Origin of the sequence: Micromonospora rifamycinica (assembly GCF_900090265.1) — a bacterium.
Taxonomy (GTDB): domain Bacteria; phylum Actinomycetota; class Actinomycetes; order Mycobacteriales; family Micromonosporaceae; genus Micromonospora; species Micromonospora rifamycinica.
The window spans coordinates 1,595,108-1,620,473 of sequence record NZ_LT607752.1 but is presented as its reverse complement, the minus strand read 5'-3'; the positions used below and the strand labels follow the sequence as shown (position 1 = coordinate 1,620,473).

Annotated in this window: 1 protein-coding gene; it reads left to right on the top strand. The window is 75.2% G+C overall.

Annotated elements, in window-relative coordinates:
• Positions 1 to 50: 50 nt before the first annotated feature.
• A complete protein-coding gene (locus GA0070623_RS06685) occupies positions 51 to 25,343 on the top strand; it encodes a WXG100-like domain-containing protein (protein WP_157517528.1) in 25,293 nt (8,430 codons plus the stop codon).
• Positions 25,344 to 25,366: the final 23 nt, after the last annotated feature.

Here is a 25,366-nt window from a genome sequence, read left to right as displayed (position 1 = left end):
GGCGGTTCGCGTGACATCTGACAACGGCACGACGAGGAGGGGTGGTTCCGGTGGCGATCGAGGTAACCCCCGAACTGGCGAACTTCCTGCGCTTCCTGATCGGGGAGAAGTTCCCGAAGGCCGACGAGACCAACCTCTTCGCCATCGCCGAGGCGCTGCGGCGGGCCGCCGAGCAGGTGGTCGCGTCGAGCGAGACGTTCGGCGACGGGGTGCGGGCGTACCGGGCCGGGGTGAACGGGCAGGCCGAGGACTCCTTCGTCGACGAGATGGAGCGCTACGTCCTGTACAGCCCGGGTTACCTCGGTCTGGTGTCGAAGTACACCAACCGGATGGGGGACAGCTACCGGGGCACCGCCACCGAGGTGCAGTACGCCAAGTTGATGATCATCGCATCGTTGCTCGCGTTGATGCTGGAACTGCTGGCCGCCCTGGCGATCGCCTGGATCAACCCGGGCGCCGCGCTGGCCCGGCTCGCGGTCGGCCGGGTGATCATGCGGATCATCTTCCAGAACGTCACCACCCGGGTCCTGTTCCAGGTCGCCATGGCGCAGGCCGTCGGGATCGGCCTCCAGACGGTGATGGACCGGCTGGTGCAGCTCTACCAGATCCGCAACCACACCCGCGACGGCTGGAACGACGAGCTGACCCGGGCCGCCGCCGAGGTCGGCTCGCTCGGCGGCGCGGTCGGCCTCGGCCTGGGCGGGCTCGTGCAGGGGCTGGAGCGGTTGGTCCGGTCGACGAACATCGGCCGGCGGGTCGGGCTGACGGCGTCGTCGAACATCCCGGAACCGCACGGGTTCCGGCCCGGCGAGGCGGCCCGGGAGATCGCCAACGAGGGCGTCAGCGAGTGGCTCACCGAGTTCCTCTACAACGGCATGACCAACGGCGAGTGGGACGCCGACGGGGCGGCCGTCATCGCGGGTGCGCTCTCCGGGGTGGCGGGTGTCACCGGCACCGCCATCGGGCAGCGGTTGAACAGGGTCACCGTCGGTGACTGGGACCGCACGGCGGAGCCGACGGTGTCCTCCGGGCCGAAGCCGCCGGCCGGCGCGGGCACGGCGGTCGAGGAGCCGCTGCCCCCGTACGACCCGGTCCGGTTGCCGGCATACGACGGGCCGCCCTCGTACGCCGACGCGGTGGCCGCCGTGCCCGGGGTGGGTGCCGACGGCACCGGTGGTGCGACCCCCGGCGGCATGACACCCGGTGGTGCGCTCCCCGGTGGGACGACCTCCGGTGGCGCGACCCCGGGCGGCGCGGGCCGGGGCGGTGCGGCGGGGGGTGCGGGTTCCAGGGCCGGCGGGACCGGGCCGACGGGCCGTCCGGGTGCCGGCGGCGCTTCCGGCGACGCCGACCCGGCCGGACCCCGGCCGGTCCACGGTGTGTCGACACCGCCGGAGGAGCCGGCCGGGCCCGCGCCGGTGGACCCGGACGGCCTCGCCGCCGCCGGCAGTCCCGGCCCGGCGGACCTGTCGACCGCACCCGACCTGTCGACCGCGCCCGGCCTGTCGACCACGCCCGGCCTGTCGGGTGCATCCGACCTGTCCGCCGCCCGGGGCCTGTCCACGCTGCCCGGTGCGTCCGCGCCGGCGGACCCGTCCCCGTCAACCGGTTCCCGGGCGGGCGGACCGCTGCCGGCCGGCGCGCAGACCTCGGGCGGGTCGGGAACCGCCACCCCGCCGTCAGGGGCCGGGTCGGGGCCGGGGACGCAGGCACCGGGCGGATCGCAGCCGAGCGGATCGCAGCCGGGCGGCGGGTCGGGGCCCCGGGAGCAGCCGGTGAACGCCTCCGGGCACCGTGCACCGTCGGGCGTACCGGCGGCGGGTCCACAGCCGGTGCCGGCGGGTGCGGTGAGCGCCACCTCCGGGACACCGGTCGAGGGCCGTGGGGCCGTCGTGGAGCAGCGCCTGACCGGGGTGCTGCCCCCGTACGACGGGACGGCGGCGGACTGCGTGGTGCGGCTGGCGGCGGTCGTCGGTGAGTTCTCGGCCCTGCCCCGGGTGACCCGGGACGACAGGGCGTTCGACCCCGCGCGTCCGGAGCGCGACCTCGCCGCGCAGCTCGGCGCGCAGTGGCAGCCGGTTTCCGACTGGACGCAGGTCGTCGGCCCGGTCCGGGCCGCCGGCCCGAACGCGTTGGCGGCGGTGCTGGTGGAGCCGCCGAACGCCCCGCGCCACGCCTTCGCCCTGGTCAACGAGGGCGGCGAGCTGTTCTGGGTGGAAACCCAGGCGACCGAGGGCCGACGGGTCCGGCCGGTCGGCGAACCGCCGGAACTGCCGGTGGGCGCCCGGGTCATCGTGCGGGACGGGCAGGGAAAGCCGGTGCCGGTGACACCGGGCGGCACGGCGACCGTGAGTGCCCTGGTGGACCCCGCCAGCACCAGCCGGTACGGCATGGCCCGGCCGGACCCGACACCCCCGGACCCCACCCCGACCGGCCAGCCCGTCGAGCCGGTGACCGTGCCGACGGCCGGTCGGTCCACCCTGACTCCGGAGGGGCTCCCGGCGGATCTGGTGCGGGTGCCGGCGAACGGACGGTGTCTTCCCTACGCGGTCCTGACGTCCGCGCCGGGGCTGGTGTCGCGCCGGTTGGCGGACGCCGGTCCGCTGACGCCGGAGGTCGAGCGCTGGCTGGCGGAGCCCGACGACGTCCGCACGGCGGTGAGCTGGCATGCCGAGCAGCTCTCCATGGGCATGGCGTCCGTGCCCGACGGCACGCCGATGGACCGTACCGCCGACGCCCTGATCGATCTTGTCGCCGGATATCTGACCATGCACCGCGACGCCCTGCCGTCGGTGATCCCCGAACTCCGCCAGGCGCTGGCCGACCGGGAACGGGTGGAACCCGACCTGGTCTCCCGCGCCGACCGGATCGCTCTGCTGGAGCGCAACGGGTTCACCGACCTGGCGGAGTCGACCGCCGACGACCTGCGCACCACCTACCTCGACTGGTACGCCTTCCAGGCCAGGCCGCTGACCGACCAGGAGTTCGACGTGCTCCTGGCCTCCGTGCGCGACTGGTCCCGATCCTGGTCGGAACCGGTCGGCGTGGCCCTGCTTCCGCTGCTGGCCTTCGCGCTCGACGTGTCGTTGAGTGTCCGCAGCCGCGCCGACGGTCAGGTGCGCGCGGTGTACGGGCCGGCGGACGCCGCAGCGGTGTCGGTCTACCACAACGACCGTGACCACTTCGACGCCTCGTCCGCCGGGTCGGACACCACCGCCCCCGCCACTCCCGACCAACAGGCTGCTCGGGAGGCGCCGGTCACTGACGACCCCCCGGCCGTCGCCGACGTCGCGGACGAGCCGCCGGTCGGCGTGGATCTCGACGAGGCCTACGGGCCGCCGGTGCGGGCGGCCCGCATCACGCCTGAGGAACGCGACGACGCCGGGGACGTACGCCTCAATCCGCTCTGGTACCGGCTGGCGGACTTCCCCGCCCACCTGCTCGACCCGGCGCGGGCACCGTCCTGGCGCTACGTGGTGGCCGAGGACGGCGAGATCTACCTCGGTGTGGCCGACGCCGCCGCGGCGATGCGGCCACGGGACTTCCGCGCCCTGCTGGCGGGGATGCGGCAGCACGATCCGGAGTTGACCGCCGAGCGGTTGCGGGACCAGCTCGGCGGGCAGGGTCACGCGGGCCTCGCCGTCGGCTTCGACGCGCGGGGCCGGGCCATCGAGCGGCACGCGCGGGTGGGTGGCGAACTGACCTGGAACGAGTCGGCCCGGCGCTGGCAGGTCGACGACCGCTCGGCGCAGTACATGGGGGCGACCCGTCCGACGGTGGACCCCGACGAGGTGCAGGGCTGGTTGGGTGCCGTCGCGACGGCGGTCGGCGAACGGTTCGACCGGGAGGTCACCGCGGTCCGGCACAGCCCCGACGACGCCGACCCGGTGGCCACCGTCACCGTCGACTTCGCCCCCGGCCAGCGGGCGGCCGGGGACGGGCAGTGGCCCGAACTCGACCTGTTCGTCGACCAGGTCGTCGCCCAGGCCCGCCGGGCGTGGGAGTCCGACCGGCCCCGGGTGGTGCGGGTCCGGATCGAGGGCGGCGGCAACGGCGGCCGGCTGCTGCGGCGGGGGGCCGCCCGCACCGGGCGGCGGCGGGCGGCGTCGCTGGCGGAGCTGGTCGGCACGATGGTGGCGGCGCGACTGAGGACCGAGGGGATTCCGCCACGGCTGGTCCGGGTCGACCAGAGCAGCCGGGGTGCCGGCCGGTCGAAGGCGCCCGACGGCACGCAGCGCCCGGCGACACCACGGCAGCGCCGCCGGGCGGTGCTCTGGACCGAGCCGGGGCCCGCCTACGCCAACCGGATCCGTCGCCGGGAAGCCGCGTCGCCCGGGCGTACCGGCCAGGAAGGTACCGGTCGGGAGCGTGCCGGCCGGGACCGGCGACGGTCGCGCGGGTCCGCCCCGGCCGGCCTGACCGACCGGCCCGCCACGGGCCGACTGCGGCAGGACCCGGACGGGACCTGGTGGTTCGGTGGCAGCCGGGTGGTGACGCACGACGTACCCGGCCGACCGGGGAGCATCGCCCTGCTGTCGGACCGGGAGTGGCGTCGGATGGCCCGCAACCCCCGGCTGCCCGCCGCGACCGACGGGGTGACGGTGCTGGTGCACGGGGCCGGCGACCGGTTCCGGGTGCCGCTGCGCCACACCGACGGCCGTACCGGCGAGGTGACGCTGACCGTCGACGAGTTGCACACGATGCTGGAGTCGCCCGAGCGGGACGGCCGGCGACTGGCGCTGCTGTCCTGCGCGGCGGGTCGGATCGGCGCACGGTCCGTGCAGCGCCTGGCCGACCTGCGCGACACCGACGTGTTCGCGCCCGAGGGCGACCTGGTGGTGGCCGGGGCGGCGGAGCACCTGCCGGTGTCGGTCGACGGCCGGCCGTGGGCGCTGTTCGTGCCCGACGGCACCGGGGCGTGGGACGTGGTCAACGACGAGATCGTCGACCCCGACCGGTCGGACACGCCGTTCGCCGTGCCGTTCGCCGGGTACGCCAGCCGGGCCGGTGACGCCGACCCGGACGGCGTACGGCTGACCAACACCCCGCCGCCGCCGACCGGGTGGGACAGGCTCCGCATCATCGGGGACGGGCTCTGCCTGCTCAGTGCGGTCGCCGTCGCGACGCCCGAGGCGATGGCCGACATCCCCGGCATGCCGTCGGACGCGGTGGACCGGCTGCTGCGGGTACGCCGCGCGGGCGTCCACGACACCGACCTGACCGACATCGACACGGCGCTGCGGGAGGAGATCCGGCGACGGGTGGCCGACCCCTCCCCGGCGATGGCCGAGCTGTTCGACCAGGTGGCCACGACCTGGCTGTTCCCGGTGGGGTACGACGTGCGGACCACCCTGCTCGACGCGATCGACACCTGGGACTGGCAGCGGTTGCTGCCCGGCCAGGACGACACGGACGAGGGCGGCCGGGTCGGTGACGTGCTGCCCCTGGTGATCGGTGCGGCGCTCGGTCGGCCGGTGTGGCAGGGGCGGCTCGACCCGGCGTCGGTGACGGTGCTCTGGCCGGACGGCGACGGGACGCCGGTGCGGTTGCTCTACAACGGGCACGACCACTATGACGCCTGGGTCCCCGACGCCCTGGTCACCCCGGCCACCCCGGCCGGCGTCCCCGCCGTCGACGGCGGCCGGACCGTCGACACCGGCGACAGCGGCAAGGAGCCCGACTGGCGGGGGGTGGCCCGCAGCCCGAAGCAGCGGGGGGTGCTGTGGCCCTGGGACGGCGAGGAACTGGCCACGACGGTGACCACGCTCTTCCGGCAGGTCGACGCGGTGGACCTGCCCGGCCAGCACCTGCTCGTCCTGCTCGACGACGCCGAGCGTGCGTTGCTGCTCGGTGGGCGGGTGCTGCCCGAGGCGATGCTGGACGCCGCCTTCGCCGGCGGGCCCGCCGTCATGCCGTGGGCACCGACCGTCGAGGTCGACCCGCGGGCGCCGCTGGTGCTCACCGTGGTCAGCGACGACGACGCGGACGCGTTGCGGTTCGGTCGCGCCGTCGAGCGGGAACTGCGCCGCCGCCTGGACGCGGGCCAGGCGGCACCGGCCCACCTGAGCGTGGTGGTCATGCAGGAGTCGCAGGTGCCCGCCGAGCCGGTACGGATACCCCGGCTGCGCTTCCGGCTCCCCGTACCCCCCGCCGGGCGGCTGTCCCGGGCACACCTCGCCGGCCTGCCCGAGCGGATCCGGCAGGCGTACGTCGCGCTACCCGGCTACACGGCCGGCGACCCGGCCCCGGCGTACGAGCGGCTGTCGCCGGACCGGCGGCACGCGGGTACGGCGGAGTTCCGGGTGGCGGCGCAGCAGGCGACGCCGCCGTACGCGGAGGCCACCCCGCCCGGCCCGGTGCGGCGGGTGACCGTCGTGGACACCGGTCTGGCCGACGATCTCGGCGGGCACCGGGGCTGGTTGCTGCGCGGCGGATGGCCGTCGACGGTGGCCGAGTCCACCGGGGCGGCCCCGGTGGAGCTGGCCGTGGCCGGCCCCACCGACGCCACCCGGCTGGTCCGGCTGGCGCTGCCCGCGGTCGGGGACCAGCCGGCGCTGGAGGTGGACGCGCTGGTGGAAGCGCCGGCAGGGGCGTCGCTCGACGTCGAACCACGCCTGATCACCGTGGTCCCGCTGTGGCGCAACGACTTCGTCGACGGCCCGGTGGCCCAGCCGGTCACGGACCCGCCCGAGATGGTCCGGCGGGCCTGGCAGTACCTGATCGAGGACGCGGAGCAGACCGAAACCGCCCGAATCCTGGCCGAGCGGCCCGACCAGCACGACGACAGCCCGCTCGACGAGATCGAGCGCGGGGTGCTGCAGACCCGCGTCCTCAGCGCGGTCCGGGAAACCTTCTGGGAGACGTTCGGGGACACCCCGGCGTACGCCGCCGGGCTGGCCGCGTTCCTCGAGATGCCCGAGGACACCCCCCTGGCCGACTACTGGCGCAACGAACCGGTCCGCGAGCTGATCATGCGGCATCCGTGGCGGCTGCTCTCCGGGGTGCTGGTGACCTACGTGGACCGGTACGGCTGGCGGGCCGCACACCGGATCGTCGTCCAGCCCGGTCAGCTGGACGTGGAGTCGTCCGACGTGTTGGTCACCCCGGACGGCACCCGCTACACGGCGGCCGACTACCTGGCCCGGCTGCCGACCACCGGGGGCACCCGGGTGCTGTTCTTCCCGGATCTGGACCACGCCGCCGTGGTGGATTCCGACTTCATCCAGGCGGTACGGGCCTCCGCCATCGTCGTCCTGCCGACGCTGCTGCCCGCCGACGTGCACTGGATCGTGCTCGGCACCAGTGCCGTAACCGGCGCCGAGGTGAGCCAGCTCGTCACCCAACTCGACGGAGCGCTCGCCCGGGCCACCCTGCACGCCGCGGACCCGGTCGAGGGCCGTGAGCTGGCCCAGGCGCTGCTCGCCGACCCCGCCCTGCGAATCTACGAGGACGACGACTGGCTCGCCGAGATCTTCGACAGCGAGCTGCTGGCCACGCCGACCGAACCCGTGCGGCTGCTGCTCGGTCGGGCGGAAAGGGGAGACGTCGCGAGCATCCGAACGGAGTTGCGGCAGGCCGGGGTCCTGTTGATCGATCCGGCCGCGCTACCGAGGTACCGCGTGCTGATCGAGATCACCGACCCCCGTCCGGAGCTGGTGCAGTCCTTCCAGACCACCAGTGGCGGGACTCGCCGGGCGCAGTTCCTTCTCGACGGCAGGTACGCCGCCGACCATCCCGACACCTGGCGGGTGGTGAACGAGCCCTGGGCGAGCATCCACTCCTGGCTGGCGGTGATCGACCCGGGCCGGACCTATCCCTGGGACCAGTTCCTGCTGGCCCTCGCGCACCGCGACCGGGCCGCCCGGCGCATCGGTGAAACCCCGGGCGCCTGGCCGGGGGCCGGTCACCGCTTCGCCCCGGTGTCGCCCGCCGCACTGGCGCAGGTGCAGGACATGTTCGCCGGCCGGTCCGACCGGGAGGGGGTGCTCTGGACCGAATCCGCCGAATCGTCGAGTCAGACGTTGTTGCTGGTCGACGCGGTCGCCCGGAGAATCGTCGATCATCCGATGGTCTACTTCGTCCCGCAGCCGCCCGAGGCCCGGGCGGTGGTCACCATCCCGCAACGCGAGGACCTGAGCGGTCGGGGGTTGGTCGTCGCCACCGGGCAGCTCGACGGCGACCGGCTGACCGGCGACGGCTGGGAGGTGACCGTCGACGAGGTGATCGGGAGCGAGGCGTTGCGGGCGCATCCCCGGGTCGTCCTGCTCGACCGGTCGCCGCCGGAGGGGAGCCCGTTCGTCGAGCGGCTGCTGGAGCAAGGCGTCGGCGTGCTCGCCCCCGACGCCGATCTGGCCGGCTGGACCGCCGTCTACCAGCTCCCCGGCTGGCAGCTGGAGTTGACCGGCCCGGACAGCGCGGACCTGCTGCGCGAGCTCCGGCACGAGTTCGACTCCGTGGTGCTCAGCGCGGCCACGGCCCGCCGCCGGACCCCGACGCAGACCGCGCTGGTCCGCGCGGTCTTCGACCTGCTCGGTCGGCCGTACGGGCAGGAGGTCGTCGACGGTCACCTCCACCTCCACCTGGGCCGGTGGGCCTCGGCCGAGGCGTTCGCGGCCGATGCCGGCCACGACGGGCTGCTCCTCGTCGACGACTCCGACCAGCACCAGCACGACCTGACCCTGCGGGTTCCCGTCGACCAGGTCCGGGTGTTCCGGCGTTGGTCCGGCGAGGAGCTCCACCTGGTCACCGTGGACCCGGCCACGATCGCCCCCGTCACCGACTTCCTCCGCGACCGGATCGCGACCGGCCCCGTCGTCCGCTGGACGCCCGACCTGGGTCGGGCGGCGCGGGCGGCGGACGTGGGCCGGGCCTATGCGGACCACCTCACGCTGGGCGGGCTGCCGATCTCGGCCGACCACGTCGACGACCTGATCCGGACGGTCCGCGACAACCCGTCGTGGCGCAGCCTGGGTTGGGCGGTGGACCCGGACGCGGACGACGACGCCCAGGTGTGGCTGGGCGCCGAGATGGCCGTCATGGAGTTCCCGGTCGACGACGGTGAATCCCTGCTCGCCGTGGGCATGCCGGCGTCGGCCGTGCCCACCGTCGACCGGTACGGCAACGGCGTGGTGCTGTGGTCGCCCGGTCGCTCCGGCCTGCCGGCCTCCCTGCGTGCGGCGTTCCGGGTGGCTGTGGTGCCGCTGTCCGAGATGGACGACATCGTCGACGGCGTCCGGGTGGGTGTCCCCGCGGCCGATGCGGTCGCGGTCCTGACGGAGCGGCTGCCCGAGGGAACCCGGATCATCGTGGTGCCCGGCGAGGTCGAGTCGATCGCGGAGATCCCCGAGATCTTCGACGCGGTGTTCGCGGTGGTGACCCGCTCCACGGTCGGCGACCCCGGAACGTGGACGGCGTACGCGTGGTCCGACGAGGAACAACGGATCGGTGTGCTGACCGGCGAGGACCTGGCGTACGTCGTCGCCGGCGTGGCCGCCACGGACCCGACGCTGCGGGAGCAGATCGTGCCGGCCCCGACGATGCTGGCGCTGCCGCAGGCCGCCGTGCGGTTCCTGGCCGACCGGGTGGCCGCGCGGGAAGCCGACCCACCCGTCGGACACGTCGTCACCGACATCGCCTTCGTCGCCGTCGAGGAGATCAGCGCCGACGACCGCGTGTACACCCTGCCGGAGGGTTCGGTGCTGCGCGTCACGGCACCCGGTCCGGACGGGGAGCACGTCCTGCACGGCTGGTTCATCGACGGGGAGACCCTGGCCGAGGCCGGGTACGACGTCCTGGGCGAGGAGGACGGATCCCTGGCTACTGCCCTGCCGAGCCAACTCGCCGACGACCTGTCCTACGACCGGCGGCTCGCGCTGCTCGAACTGGCCCGCCTCGTCGGAGTCGGACAGCCCGTCACCGAGAATCCGCTGCGCCAGCACGGGATCCGCCCGGCCGACCGGACCTTCGTGCCCGACTGGACGGTGCCGGTCGGTCCGCCGGTCGGACCGGCCTGGTGGGTCGGCGCGGACGTGTCGGTCATCGAGATCACGTCGGCCCCCGCCGGCCGGCTCCCCGCCCGGCGGGTGCTGGCGTGGGAGGTGACACCCCCCGCCAGCGACACCGGGCAACCGTCCGACGACGTGCCGCCGCCGCAGCTGGTGGCGGTCCCCTACCGGGACGGACCGCTGCTGGGAGTGATGCCCGACCGGGTCTGGGCGTGGGGACTGGGCCCGCTGCTGGGCGAACGGGGTGTCCTCGTCGAGCCCGGTGTGGTGAGCGGTGACGGGGTGACCACCGGGCGTCCCGACGGGCGCGGTGCGCTGCCCGCCGATGACTACCGGGCGATCCTGCCGGACACCGCCGTCGGCCTCCCCGTCGTCGTGCTGCTCGACACCGGCCCGGCGGCGGAGGCCTTCGCCGGGGCGCTCGCCGCGCGGTCGGCTGTGGTGCTGGTCCGCACCGGAAACGAACAGTGGCAGGCCCACCGTCCCCGGCCGGGCACCGGCGTTCCCGACGTCACGACGGGAGCTCAGGCGTACCCGTTGTTCCACCAGGCCGTCGCGGCGGTCACCGCCGACCTGGCCGAGCTGGCGGGTGCGGTCAACGACCTGGGCCAGGAGTGGGGTGGGACCATCCCGCCCGACGGCGTCAACCTGTGGGGCCGGTTGTCCGGGCTGCCCGCCGGCACCCTGGCGGACCGGGCCGCCCGGCTCGCCTCGGCCCTGTTCGGGATGGACCGGCTGCGGGCCGCTGTCGACGGCCCCTCCGGCGAACAGTCGGTGGGACGCGTGCTCACCCACCTCGGTCTGCCCGGAGCGGCGGGGCAGCACCCGGCGTTGCTGGCCCGAAGGCTGCACGCGCTGCGGTTCGCCCCGGTGCCGGTCACCGCCCTGGGGCTGCTGCCGGCCAACTCGGTCGCCCTGGTCTGGCTGGGCGACGCCGTGGTCCTCGTCCATCGCGCCCCCGACGGCACGCTGACGCTCGTGCGGCCGGAGGCCGAGGCAGCCGACCGGCTGACCGCGCTCGACCCCGACGGGCTGACCGAACCGCCGTGGATGCTGCTGGACCTGGGACGGCTGGTGGCGGTGCGCGTCGCGGGCGGCCATCGGGTGCTCGGCGGCGAGGTCGTGTCCGACCCGCCCCCGTACCCCGCCCGGGAGCGGCCGGCGGACTCCGACCCGGACCTGCCCTCGGACTCCGACCAGGACCCGTCGTCGGATGCCGACCAGGACGCGCCGTCGGACCGGGAGCCGGATCAGGACGCCTCGTCGGACCGGGACTCGGATTCCACGTCGACCGGCGCGGCGGGGACGGAACCCGGACCGGGCGACACCGCGTCGGTGTCGACCAGCGCGACGGAAGGGACCACATCCACCCCGGCCGGCCCGTCCCCGGCGGCGCTGCACGCCGCCGGGGAGGCGCTGCGCCGGCTGCCGGCGGCCCGCCTCGCGGTCGGCCGGCGGGTCCGCCGGGGCAGGCCGTCCCTGCCCCGGCTCGCCGGGTGGGTCGACGCGGTGCAGACCGACGAGGCCAGCCCCACCGAGGACAGCTCCCGGGTCCGGGCGGTCAGCGCCCACCTCGTCCTGCACGGGCGGATCGGCGACCTCCCGGTGACCGAAACCGCGGTGACCGCGCTCAGCCTGGCCGGGTTCCACCAGGCACTGGGCGGGCGGCCGGTGGCACCCGACGCCGGCCGTCCCGGTTCGCTCGTCCAGGCGTTGACCCGCCGGCCGGGGGCGATGCTCCTGGTCCACGAGCAGCCGCCGGGCGCGTCCGCCCGGTTGTTCTGGCTGGTCGCCGACGACCGGGACGGTGCCGTGGTGCCCCGGGTGGTCGACCCTGCCCGGCCGGGGGTGTTCGCCCGGTCCGCCGCCGACGACCCGGTCACCGCCGCGGCGCTGACCCGCTCCGGCACCACCGTGCTGGCGGTGGACGCCCACGGCGACGTGATGGACCTGGCCGACTTCCTGACCCCGTCGCCGGCCGGCCTCACCCGGGCCACCGGTGACCCGGCGCTGGTCGTGGCCGACGCCACCGACCTGGTCCAGGCCATGGTGCGGCTGGTCGACGGCTACTTCGGGCGGACGCCCCGCACGCTCGGCGGGCAACTCACGGTGACCCCGGAGACGATCCCCGGCACCCTGGCCGCCGCGCTGGGCGGGCAGTTCGAACCGCTGCACGACGTCGAGGCCACCATAACCGCGCTGCGCGCCGCTCCGGGATCGTTGGCGCTGGCGTACCTGCCCCGGGCGGAGGAGCCCGGACATCTGCTCATGTTCGTCGTCGAGCCCGGGGTGGCGACGGTGCCGGCGCAGCTCATGGTCGTCGGGGTCGACGCCGTCGGGCTCAGCGACGCCGACCTGACCCAGGCGCTGTCCACCGGCCGGGCCCAGGTACTGCTGCTCGACCAGACGGGCGAGGCCCGGCAGGTGCCGGGCCGGGAGCCCACGGCGGAACAGGTCACCGCGGTACGGACCGCGGTCACCGCGCAGCCGCTGCTGATCGGGGTGCCGCACACCGGCCACCCGGCGTGGAGCGACAGGCTCACCACCCAGGTGGCCCGGCGGCTGGCCACGCTGGGCGTGACGATGGCCACCGCCCGACCCCTGCTGCACGCGCTGGCCACCGACCCCGCCGGGTTCCTGCACCACGGCTCCGGCCACCCGGTGCGGGTGGGCCGGGACAAACGGTTCGCCTGGGTACGCCTGCTGCCACGCCCGAGCGACACCGACGAGGTGCGGCTCGCCCCGGGCCTGGGTGGCATCGAGGACCGGCGGACCGCAGGCGTGTCGGCGTCGACGTGGGCGCAGCCACAGGCCACCACCGCCCGGGTCGTGGTGCCGATCCCCGCCGGGGGAGTCGGGGTGACCGTCCTCGGTGGCGTGCTGAGCAGCCGGGCCGTCCGCACGATCGGGCAGTCCGTCACCACCGGTGACAACGGCATGGTGATCGGGGTGCCCGACTCGTTCCTCACCCGCAGCGCGGTGTTCGTCCAGGTCGAGATCACCGAGCGGCCCGCCCCGCCGGCCTGGGCCGACGTCCCGGCCACCTGGGTGCCCGGCGACGGCGACCGCCTCTGGTTCCGTACTCCCGAGGTGCTGGCCACGATGCGGCCGATCAGCGACGGCGCCGCGCTGACGGTGACCCGCGCCGGGGCGGCGTTCCTGCGGGACGCGAGCTACCCGGTGGAGGTCGTCGACGACGGCGCGCTGGCGACCACCGTGCAGTCCGGCATCCCCGACGTGGTCCGCCGGGGGAGCAACCTCAGGGTCTGGCGGCTCTGGGGCGGCCAGCGGGCGCTCGACGCGGTGCAGCCCGGCGCGACCGGTCTGACCGCCACCAGCTCGTCGTGGCTGGGTCGGCCCGCCTACGCCCAGGGGGTCCGGCCAGCCCTGCGGCTCACCCGGCTGACCCCGATCGGCGAGCTGCCCGAATCGGCGCTGCTGCGCGCGGCGGCCTCGGTCACCACCGGCCAGTCGGTGCAGTCCGCCTCGGACCGCGGTGGCTTCCTCGCGGTGCTGATCGGTCGGGCGTTCGGCCTGCTCCGGCTCTCCGCCGGACCGACCGTCTCGGTCGTCGACCGCCGGGCGCAGGCCGTCGCACCGCAGGTCGAGACCACCGCCGGGCAGGAGACGGGCGACCACGCCCTGAGGCTCTACCTGGCCGAGTACACCGGCACGGTGCAGTGGAGCATGCACCGGTCGGTCACCCGGTCGCTGGCGCACCGGGGGCTGCGGCGCGGGTCGCAGCCGGTGTCGGTGCGGACGCTGCTGGTCGTGCCGCAACAGCACGCGGCGGCACTCGCCGGGGTCACCCCGTCGGCGCGGCCCGACCGCGACCTGGTCGCCCTGCTCGCCGGCACCGTCGAGGACGACCCGGACGACCCGCGTACCCTGCCCGACTACCTGTGGCAGGGGGACCGGCTGCGGATCGGACGCGGCTTCCTGCACGGCGGGGAGCTGGTCGCCGGCCTGGTCGCCGACCGGCTGCGGCAACTGCTCGACGACGACCGCAACGCGGTGTACCGGCGGTACCTGCCCGACTGGGACAACCCGCGGGTGCAGACCGACCGGATCCGGCGGGCACTGGACCGCCTCGGCAACGAGGAACGCCTCGCGGCGCAGAACAGCCCGAGCCGCTACTCGGCGCGCCTGTTGGCCACCGCCGACGGGGAACTGCTCATCGAGCTGCGGGTGCGGGACATCTTCTCCGGCCGCACACTGGAGGTGCGGATCGGCGTCCGGCGTCGCCACCCGGACACCGCACCCCGGTACCTCGGCCGGCGGGGCACCCACCCGGACCCGGTCACCGCCGACCTCCCCGAGCCCAGCGACAGCGAGACGAGCGAGTCGGAGGACGACGAGCCGACGGTGAAGCTGCGCACCAGCCAGGGCCGGGCGCAGGCGGCGACGAACCGGGCCGTCCGCAGCGTCGCGTCGGGTGTGCAGGCGGGGGCGTCGGTGGGCAGCGACGCCCTCGGTGGCGCCGCCGGCATCGGATTGCGGCTCCAGGGCGTCTGGCGGGACGTCATCGAGGTGACCCAGGGCAGCCAGGCCGGTGTCGTCGGCATCGGCGGCGGCGCGGTCGCGGTGTTCGCCGACGACGTCCGGTTGGAACTGTCGGCGTCGGTCATCGTCGAGTACCGCGGATTCCTCGTCGACGCCTGGCGTTGGCTGGGCGACCACCCCGTGCAGGCGCAGCCACTGCGCTTCGCCGGCGACGCCACCGTCGACCTCGAACTCGGTTTCTCGGTGCCGTTCACCCAGACCATCGCGGTCGGGCAGCCGCAGCCGGTCGTGCTGCCCACACCGGTCGGCGCGCCGGGTGCGGGCATCGTGCTGCGCGAGGCGCTCGGTGAACTGCTGCCCGCGCCCGTGACCCCGCAGCGGCAACGGTTGCGCGACCTCGGCGCGGCACTGGCCCAGCACACCGTCACCCACCACGTCCACGGCCTGCCCGAACTGCGCGAGCAACTGCTGGACGCGTTGCGGGGCGCCACCGCGGACTACATGGACGCCGGGCACCTGCCGTCCGGCGCGGGCGGTCGTCGGCGGGGCACGGCGTTCAGCGGCGACATCCCCGGCACCCCCCTGCACCAGTGGCTCAATGCCTTTGTCGACCAGGGCCACCTGGCGGCGCTGCTGGCACCGGCGACCCAGCAACCGCAGCCGGTGCACGCCCCCAGCGTGGTCGTCGGCGACGACGTGCCGGTCACCGTGTTCGTCTTCGCCGAGGTGACCGGGCACGACCAGACGTCGTCCGGCGCGCTCACCGGCGACGGGTACGAGAGCGCGGTCGCCGGGTACGCGGTCCGCCGTTCGGCCACGGACCGGGGTGGACAGTTCCGGCTGGAGGTCGGCGGGGGCGGCGCGGCGTGGCGGGCGGCCGAGCCTGACGCCCCTGCCCAGCCCGGTGACGCGGGTGGGGGAACGCCGGGCGGCCAGGCACCCGCCCCGAACCCCACCCAGCCGGCCGCCCGCACCCCCACCCAGCCGCCCGCGACCCTGGCGTTGCGCCTGTTCGGCCGGCGGCAGATCGAGTGGACCAACGGCGAGACGGTCGTCGCCGTCGCCGAGGTCGAACGGACCATCAAGCACTCCGAGTCCCGGACCGTCCTGCTGGGTGTGCACGGTCGACTGCGGGTCCACCTCGCCGTGGTGCTCACCGAACCGAAGTGGGTGCTGCCCGACCGGTCCTTCACCCGCTACCGGCAGGTGGGCGACGTGTCCCTGCTGGGTCAGCTGTCGGCCGAGGAATACCGGCGGGCGCTCGGCCCGACCCCCGGGGGCTGGCGGCTACCGCGCCAGGTCACCCCGCCGGCGGCGCAGGTGATGCACCAGACCAGCCGGCTGGTGGACGTCCCGGCCCTCGGTCAGGCCATGCTGGGTTGGCTGCGTTCGCTGCGCCTCGGCGGCGACGAGGGAATGGAACTGGTCGGCCACGACCGGAACACCGGCATGAACATCAGCACCGTCCTGCACCACACCGATCCGGTCACCGTCGCCGCGCACCTGGGCGACCTCTTCGACGGCGGCCTGAGCTTCGTGCTGCGCTATCCGGGACTGCTCAGCCGTCCGGCGGTGCAGATCATCGTCCGGGCGGTGCCGGCCACCGACCCGCCACAGGTGGGTGAGCTGCGGGCGGGCGGCGGCAACCTGGAGTTGAGCACCGTCAGCGAGGTCGGCGGCGGACGCCAGCCGGGCGAGGCCGTCACCGACGAGGTGGTCCCGGTGGCGCACGTCGGAGAACGGGCGGCGCTCAACGCGCTCGGGGCGCTGGGGCGTACCGCGGCCGGCCGGTCCAGCGACGTCACCCTCGGCCGGGCGGTCAGCGCCGTCGAAACCACCGGTCCCTGGCTGCCCGTCGACTACGGGCCACACCGGCTGGTCTTCACCGCCCACCGTCGCCGGCAGGAGATCGGCCGGCACGAGATCACCGTGCCGCTGCGTACCGAAACCGCCGCCGAACACCTCAACCTCAGCTACCGGCCGGCCGGTCCGGCCACCGTGCTGCCCGACCCGGCCGCGGTGACCGACGCCCGGCTGACCATCGGCGGGACGGACGGGCCGCTGCGGCTGGTGCCGATCCCGGCCGACAACTGGCTGGCCTGGCGGGACGACGCCGTCCCGGTGCCCGACCGGTACGCGGCACTCGGCTTCAACGGGGCCGCCGCCCTCCAGGCCACCGCGCTGCGGGCGCTGCGGATCGTCGGCTCCGAACGGGCGCTCGGGATGCCCGGATCGACCCTCAACTACCAGCTGATGACCCTGCTGGGACGGACCCACCTGTGGGCCGCCACCCCGCACCGGATGGCCGGCCCCTACGAGATCACCCTCACCGACGGGTACCGCCTCGTCCTGCACACCCGGGTCACCGCGGTACGGCTGGACACCGTGCTGGTGCCCGCCGAGGGCACCGCCGGTGTCGGTGGGGCCGGCCGGCACGGCGACGCCCGGCTGGTGGCCCGGGCCGACGCCGCCCTGCCGGACACCCTCGGCACCTCGGTCGGGGTGGTGCCGGCGCTCGGCGTCTCGGTGCCGGGCAATTCCAGCCAGCAGGAGGCCGCCGCGCACCGGACCGACGTGATGCGGCTGGCACCGGACGACGAGCGCGCGCGGGCGAAGGTGTGGTGGAGCACCGAGACGATCGTCGTCGCCGAGCACACCGACGTCACCGGCGCCCGCCGTACCGCCCTGCAGGTGACCCTGCCCGACTCGCAGCCGGTGCTGGTCGATCAGGCCGAGGCCCTGGACCACCTGCTGGCCGGTGAGGCACCGGGCAGCGCGCCCGTCGACCGGGTGGTCGTGGCCGGGCTCCTGGAGCAGGCGGTCCACGCCGCGAAGCAGGCGCAGAAGGCGCTGAAATCCTGGCGGGAACTGGAACGGATCGCCCTGGTCGCCGAGTTCCCCGGGGACGCCGGCACCGCCGCCGACACGCTTGCCAGGGCGGCCGCCGCGAACGCGGCGGAACGGGCCGAGGCGGAGGCGTCGGCCCGGCGCCGCTGGTGGGAGGCCCGCGCCGAGGTCGAACGGCTGGTGGCGTTGGCCGCCGGCCACCTCGGCCGGGGTTCCGTAGCCGACCCGGTCCTGCTTCCCCCGACCGACGGCACCGATCCGACGCCGCCCGGTGCACGACCCACGGTGCCGGCCGCCGGCCGGCGTGACCCGGTCGGCTCGGTCGGCCCGGCGCTGGAGCCGGACCGTGCGCTCGACCCGGACCGTCCGCTGGAGCCGGTCGTCGATGACCGGGCGCCGGCCGGGTCGGTCGCAGCGACAGCCCCGGCCGGGCCGACACCGCCACCGGCGATGGTCCGTGAGGTCACCGACAACCAGTTCACCGCCCTTCCTCCCCCCGCCGTCGGGGAGGTGGTCGACGTCAACCGCAACGGCCTCTGCCTGCTCGAATCCGTGGTCGTCAGCGCGTTGCCCGAGGTGCGCGGCCTGCTCCCCGACGGGTACCACGGGCAGCTCGACGAGATCCAGGCCTGGCGGGACGCCCGAGGGCACCTCGACGTGACCCTGCCCTCCCGGCTGCGCCCCGTGGTCCTGCGGGTCGCCGACGGGCTGCGCGCCCAGATCCATACCCTGCTCGTCGACGGCCGGCTCGCCGAGGTGGAACAGGTGATCGCCGACGGCGGACTACTGGGCCGGGGTGTCAGGGGACAGCGGCGGGTGCGCGTCCAACTCGCGCGGACCGTCAACAGGTGGCAGGCGGACTGGGCGGCCGACACCGGCGACTACCTCGTGCTGTTGGTCGGAGCGGCGCTGCGCCGACCGGTGGTGCTGGCCACCCCCGTCCCGTCGGCGCGTCCGGCCGGCCACCCGAACGCCGGCTCCCGGTCCGCCGACGACGCGCAGGCGGCGGTCCGTGATCAGGCCGCCGACGACGCGCAGGCGAACGTCGGCAGCTTGTCGATCCGGACGGTCTACAACCCGCGCTTCGACGGTGCCGAGGCCCGGATCAGCGAGGGACCGGTGCTGCTCTACCTGGCGAACGGCCACTACCGGGCGTGGCTCCCGGAACCGGACGTGCTCGATCTGGCCCGGGCCCGGGAGGAGGCGCTCGACCTGCCCCGCCCGACGGCCGGCCTCTGGCGCGGGAGCACCGATCCGGCGACCCGCCGACCCACGACGACCGGGAGCGACCCCGGGTACGACGCCGTGCTCAGCGACACCGTGCTGAACGACGCCGTGCTGAACGACGCCGTGCTGAACGACGCCGTGCTCAGCGACGCCGTGCTGAACGATGTTGTGCTCAGCGACGCCGTGCTCAGCGACGCGGACAGTGACTCCCTGCTCAGCGATGCCGAGAGTGACGTCGGGTCCGACGGTGCCGTTCTCGGCCATCCGGGCGGCCATGCCGGCGTGCCCCGGCCGACCGGCCGGGGACGGCATCCGTTGACGCTGGCGGGGTTGGAGACGGCCGTGCAGGAGACCCTCGACGTGCAGGCTGCCGTCCGTCCGGCCGGCTCGCTGACGGATTGGCGCCCGCCCGAGGATCCGTTGTCGTGCCTGGCTCTGGCCCGTCGGTTCGCGGCCGTCCTGCATCCGGGCATCGACGGGTTCGTCCGGCCGGGGCTGCGGGTCGGTCGGACCCGGGACGACGCCGCGATCGGCACCCGGTGGGCCGGCGACTTCGCCGGTGACCGGTCCGACTGGGCGGTGGTGGATTCCTGGACGCGGGTCGAGCGGGCACTCGTCGCCGCCGCACCCGGCACCGCCGTCTTCGTCCTGCTGGAACGCCCCGGCAGCGCCCCCGGGCACGCCTTCGTGGGATACCGGTTGGACCGGGAAACCGATCCGGTGCGGTGGGTGCAGTTCGGCGGTGACCGGGGCGCGGTGCTGCTGCCCGGGGCGGCGGCGGACAACCGGCTGCCCCGGCTCAACGCCCTCGGCCCGGAGGTCGCCGCCCGTGCGGTGCTGGTGGATCCCGAGGGCACCGTCGATCCGGCGGCGCTTGTCGACGCCGGGACGTCCGCGCCCGCCGCCTCGACCTCGGTGGCGCGGGCGATCGTGGACGCCCCGGTGAACCGGACCTTCCTGGGCCACGGCTCGGAGTTCGAGTTCTTCGAGACGCTCGACCTCAGCGCGGCCGCCGACATGTTCACCGGAGCCACCGCCGAGACGCTGCCCGATCGGGCCCGGACGAGCGCGCTCGCCGAGGATCCCGCGGGCACGGTAGCCATCGAGGTGGAGACCAAGACCTACTTCCGCGACAGCGGCGACGGCCAGCTCTACCGGCGACCGGCCCCGCAGCGGACCAAGGAGGTCGTCGCCATCCTGGAGGTCATCGTCGGCGTCGTACCCGACACCGACGCCGAGATGGACGCCCACCACGGCGGCGAGTCGTTGTACCCGGCGATGACCGCGCTGGGTCAGGCCCTGTCGGCGCTCACCGTGCCCGTCCCGTTCGCCCAGCTCCTGGGCGCGGTGCAGGCCGCCGGCCACCTCCCCGAGGTGGCCCTGACACCGCTCGGGCGCAAGGCGACCGTCGGCCCACGCCCGTCGGACAGCGAGCCCGGCGCCCGGGTGCACCACAGCATCGGGGTTCCGCTCGCCGGCGTCCACTCGTTCCTGACCTTCGTCGCCCGGCACACCTGGCGCAGCCCGACGAGCGTGTCCCCCTCCTACGCCCGACCCCACCTCCAGGACGCGTTGTCCTTCGCCGACACGGTGGCCGACCACTTCGCCGACGGGGGCGGCAGCCCCCGGGACGTCGCGGAGCTACGCGGCTTCGCCACCGTGCTGTACTCCAACACGGCGGGCGTCGCCGGACGCTGGCTCCACGAGGGTCTGGTCAAGGAGAACGTCGCAGCACTGTCCCGACAGGACATGCGGACGCTGCTCGACGCGTTGTCGCCGGCGGCACAGGCCTACTTCCAGGCCAACTTCACCGGGATCGCCCAGCTGTTCCGCAGGATGTTCACGGACCGGCTGCCGGATCTCAGGGAGCGCTTCAAGGCGAGGAACGGTGCCGAGCTGCCCGGTGACTTCTTCCGGAACATCGCCTTCGTCGACGAGAGGAACGGGAACAAGGAACAGTCGATCATCGACTACCTCCGTGGAGACGTACGACAGCGTCTCGGGTTCGGCGGGATGACCGTGATCGACGGTTTCGACACCTCCAACGCGCTGCCGCTGATGGTGCTGGAGGTCAGGTACTTCGGCGCGCAGCACGTCGATGGTGCCACCGCCCAGGCGGAGGCAGCCGCCCTGCGCCGGGAGGCCGGGGCGGCCTTCGACGAGGCGCTGCTGGTCACCGGCACGGCGGTGGAGCGGCCGGGGGGCGTCCAGCTGGCCCTGCCCGACCGGGACCTCTGGCCGATGTGGCGGCACGCCCGCCCGCCCGGCCTGCTCACCGTCGAGTTGCCGCTGTACACGCCGAAGTGGTCGCTACGCCCCCTGCTGCCGGTTTCCGGCGAGGTGACGGCGATCCGGGTCGTCCAGCACGTGGGCCTTCCCGAGCACTACGTCGCCCTGCAACGCCTCGCGGACCTCACCGGCCGGCCCGTCTACGCGTTGGCCGAGCAGGCGATGCCGAGGTGGGATCCGGATGCGGGGGAGCTGCGGGTCGACTGGCCCGACGGCACGCGGCCCTGGCTGGAGTTCCTGCCGGCGCTGTACGACGCCGACAGCGACCGGGGACTCCGGCGGGGAATCGACCCCGACGGGGTGCTCGTCCCGCTGGACGACCGGGTCGACCTGCTGGATCCGACGACGGTCCACCTGAACCTGTATCCGCCGGACGTGGCGCACGTCCTGCCGCCTCTCTACGGCACCGAGGACCCCGACGTGCTCGACCTCGTGCCACTGATCCGGGCGGCCGACAGCCGCCAGTTGGTCTTCGCCGGTCCCGACGCGCCGACGTACCTGCCCGGCTGGGCGGCGACCGTCGTCGAGGCGGTCATCGCGCAGTCGACACCGGTCGAGGGTCTCGTCCTCGTCGGGCACCCGCTGCCGCACGCGGCGGCGCAGACCCTGGTCGACGTGCTCGGACAGGCGGTGGCCGAGCAGCCGGGACTGCTCGTCACACCGGTGGTCCTGACCCACGGGGCGGACGTCGACATCACGACGCGGGCCGGCGCGGCCCGGATGGTGTCCACCGCCGACGGCCTCGACGGATGGCGGGTGTTCCGACCGGACCAGCAGGGTCGTACGAGTGCCGTCCCCGCCGACCTGCGCGCGGTGATCATCGCCCCGCCCCCGGCACCGGAACAGCCGCAGGGCACCACGGACCCGCTGGGGTCCGACGAGGTGGAGGAGGCCCCGCCCCGTCCCGAACCCGGCACGGTGCCGCGCGGGGGGGACGAGCCGTTGGAGTGGACGATCCGGCGCGCGATGGCACAGGTCGCGGTCCGCGAGCACCACTGGGTCGACCCGGTCAGCCGGCCCGGACCCGCCCGGGACGACCGCTACGAGGTCGTGTCGCGGTTCACGGCCCGCCGGTTCCACTACGGCGGCCAGCCGGTGACCGACCTGACCGTGCGGGTGTGGCTCGGCGGCGACACCGGTGGGGCGATGTTCGCCGCCCTCGAACGGGGGGTGCACCGGGCGTTCAACAGCAGCGCCGACGCGACGGCGTACCGGCTGCCCAACGGGTCCGGCGACCTGCTGCACGTGACCGTGGAGAGGGCCGCCGCCCCGCACGACGCCCACCTGCGGGTGCAGGTGATCGACGAGGGGCCGACCGACCAGTTCCACTGGCGTCGCGACGCCGCAGAGGAGGACCTGGTACACGAGTTCGCCCACCAGCTCGGCCTGCGCGAGGAGTACCGCGACGACACCGCGCCGCACCGCCCGCACGTGCCGGGCAGCCTGCTCGGCGACCTCGGGGGTCGTCCCGCCGACGCCCTGTCCGACGAGGAACGCGCGGCGCTGTCCGAGGAGGAGAAGGCCCAGCTGCGGGGCATGCGGTGGGCCGGGCTGCGATCGCGGCACCTCCACCTGCTGGCGGCGCTGGTCGGCGAACCGGACGCCGACGGGGAGTACCGGGCGGTGGACCCGGAGTTCCGACCGATCGGTGTCGCGCCCTTCGCCCCGCAGACCACGACGGACCAGCCGGGGCAGCAGCCTCCGGCAGCCGATCCGACGGTGCCGCCGGTCAGGGCGGACCAGCTGGAACGCAGCTGGCGCACCCGGCCCGAGCGCCTCGACGTCGAGGCCCCGGTCCGGATCGCCGCGGACCACGCCGTCCGGGCGGTTCTCGACCGGGTGGAGCTGCTCCACCGGCCGTGGGACCTGGAACGGCTCGGCGACACCCGGCCGTCGGCGGCCGTCGGGGACCACCAGCGGCTCACCCCGGCCGAACCGGTCGTTGAGTGGGCGGTGTTGACCGGGCCGACCCGTGACGCGATCGCCCGGCGGGCCGCGCTGGTCACCTCCTGGTTGGCCGGCCTGCCGCAGCCGGCGACGGCCGGCACGGCGGTGGAGTTCGGTCTGGTGCTGGGCGTGCCCCCGGAGCTGCTGGCCGACTCCCGGGACAACGCCGTGGCCCGCGTCCTCGCCGACGCCGCCGCCGACTTCCTCCGGGGCCAGCTCGACGCCCGGCTCCCCGCCGGGATGCTCCCGGTGCGGGTCCTGGTCGAGGTCACCGCCTTCGACGGGGTCGTCGACGGGGTCCGCGAGCAGGTCCGGATGCAGGTCGAGCTGTCGCTGCGCCGGGTGCTCCCCGGCCCGGTGTACGCCGACACCCCGACGTCCGGCAGCGTGGTCGGCGGCGTCCACGACGGTCGGGACCTCCGCAACGACGTGCTGCTGCGCGTCACCGAGGCGCGGCAGGCCCTCACCGGGCTGCCCGCCGGGGAACCGGAGACCGCGGCGGCGGTCGTCGTCCACCGGCTCGGCGGCGTCCTGGTCCGGTTGCTGCCGGTGCTCGTCACGCCGACCCTGTCCGCCCCCTTCGCGGCCCACGCCGCCCAGGTGCGCGGTGTGCTGGACGACTTCCGGTGGCTGGTGGGCCGGTGGGCGCAGCAGTGGCGCACCGGCGACGTCGAGGTCGCCGGGCTGGTCACCCGCGCCACCGGGACGCTCGACGCGATCGTCGACCTGACACCGCTGATCGAGCTGGCCCCGGCCGCCCATCGCGACCTCGACCTGACCCCGCTGGTCGACGGCCACCAGTTGGACGACACGGACCACGTCGCGGCGCTGGCCCGGTTCCGTGCCGAGCTGACCCGGCTGCGCGACACCACCGGGATCGCCCTGGACGGGCCGATCATGCAGGTCTACGGCTGGCAACTGCTCACCCAGGCACTCGGGGCGCTGTGGTTCGGCGTGACCGGGGGCCCCGAACCGGTCGCGGACTCACGCGCCCTCGGTGCTGCCGCTGCGGCGCTCGACGCGTACCACGAGGTGGTCGGCGGACTCGGTGCCGACACCGCCGATCTCGCGGCGTTCGACCGGGCCGCCGGGGCCGTCGGGGCGCTGGCCGGCCGGCTGCGGCCCCGCCCCGACGAGGCGGCGACGGACCGGGAGCTCGCCCGGCTCGACGACGCGCTGGCGGTGGTGGGTCTGCGCACCGACGTGCAGCTCGACCGGCTCGCCCTGGACACCCGGGAGGCGATGCTCGACGGGCTGCTCGACGCGGCGACCGCCGCCCTGGACACGTTCCGGATCAGCCGCGACCCCGGCCGGGGCGCTCTCGCCGGGATCCCCGGCGCGCCGGGCCCGCTCGCCGACTGGATGACGCTGCTGCGCACCCTGCAGCAGATGAGCGCCCTCTGGAACGGCGGGCAGCCGGACCTGCCCCGGCTGCGGGCCATGCACGGCCTCGCCGGACAGGTCCGCGCCGGCATCGCGGCCGGTAGGGACGACTTCGTCCGGCTGGCCAACCGGGAGTCTCCCGGTGGCGACCCGCGTGCGGTGTCGAACCGGGTCCTCGACGCGCCGGCTGCCGGGGCACGCCGTCCGGCGAGCCCGGTCCGGTCCGCCGTGGGCGTGACCGGACCCGGGACGGTGCGGCCCGGACCCGGTCAGATCCTGCTGCACCTGGTCGTCGAGGTGCCCCGGGGGCAGCAGAGCGGGTCCGCGGAAGCGGTGTCGACCGACCTGTACCAGGACCCGGCCACCGGACGGGTACAGGTCACGACCGGTGACCCGTACGCCCCCGTCGCCGTGTTCACCCGGCCGGAGACCGCGTACGGGGTGGCCCGGGGGATGGCCGACCACCTCGCGCAGGTGGGTCTGCCCTCCGGCGACGGCCCGGTGGTACGCCGGTTCGTGGTCGACGCCGACGCGTTCACCGCACCGGACGACGCGCAGGTGTACGTCTTCCCGGCCCGTGACTTCGCGGCCCTGGTCGACCGGGCCGAACCCGGCTCGCTGGACAGCTACGCGACCGACCCGGAGACGGTCGACGACACCACCCGTGCCCTGGACGCGCTCGCCCCCGCCGACACCCCGGTCGTCACCGTCGACGCGGCCAGCCGGATGCTGCCGACGCGGGAGCCGAACGCCCGACACCGACCGCGCCCGGAGCCGGTCCCGGTCGCCACCGGCGACCGACCTGCCGGCAGCGCCGTCCCCCCGGTCGTCCGTCGGGACGCCGCTCCGGCTGCCCTCGTCCCGCCGGGTACGGCGTCGGCCGGTCCGGTCCCGCCGGGCACGGTGCCGCCCGGTCAGGTCCTGCCGGGCACCGTGTCCCAGGGCGCGGTCCTGGCGGGGGTGGTCCTGCCGGACACCGTCGTCGTGCCGGGACTCGGTGACATCCTGCTCACCGGGCTCCCCGGACTGCCGGTGTACCCGCCCGGCGCGCGGTCCACCACACCCGCCCCGGTACCGGACCGCCCCGGCAGCCCGCCACGCCGTCGACAGCGCACCCCGCGACCGGTCGCCGATCGGGGGTGAACCGGCACGCCCCGGGGGCCGTT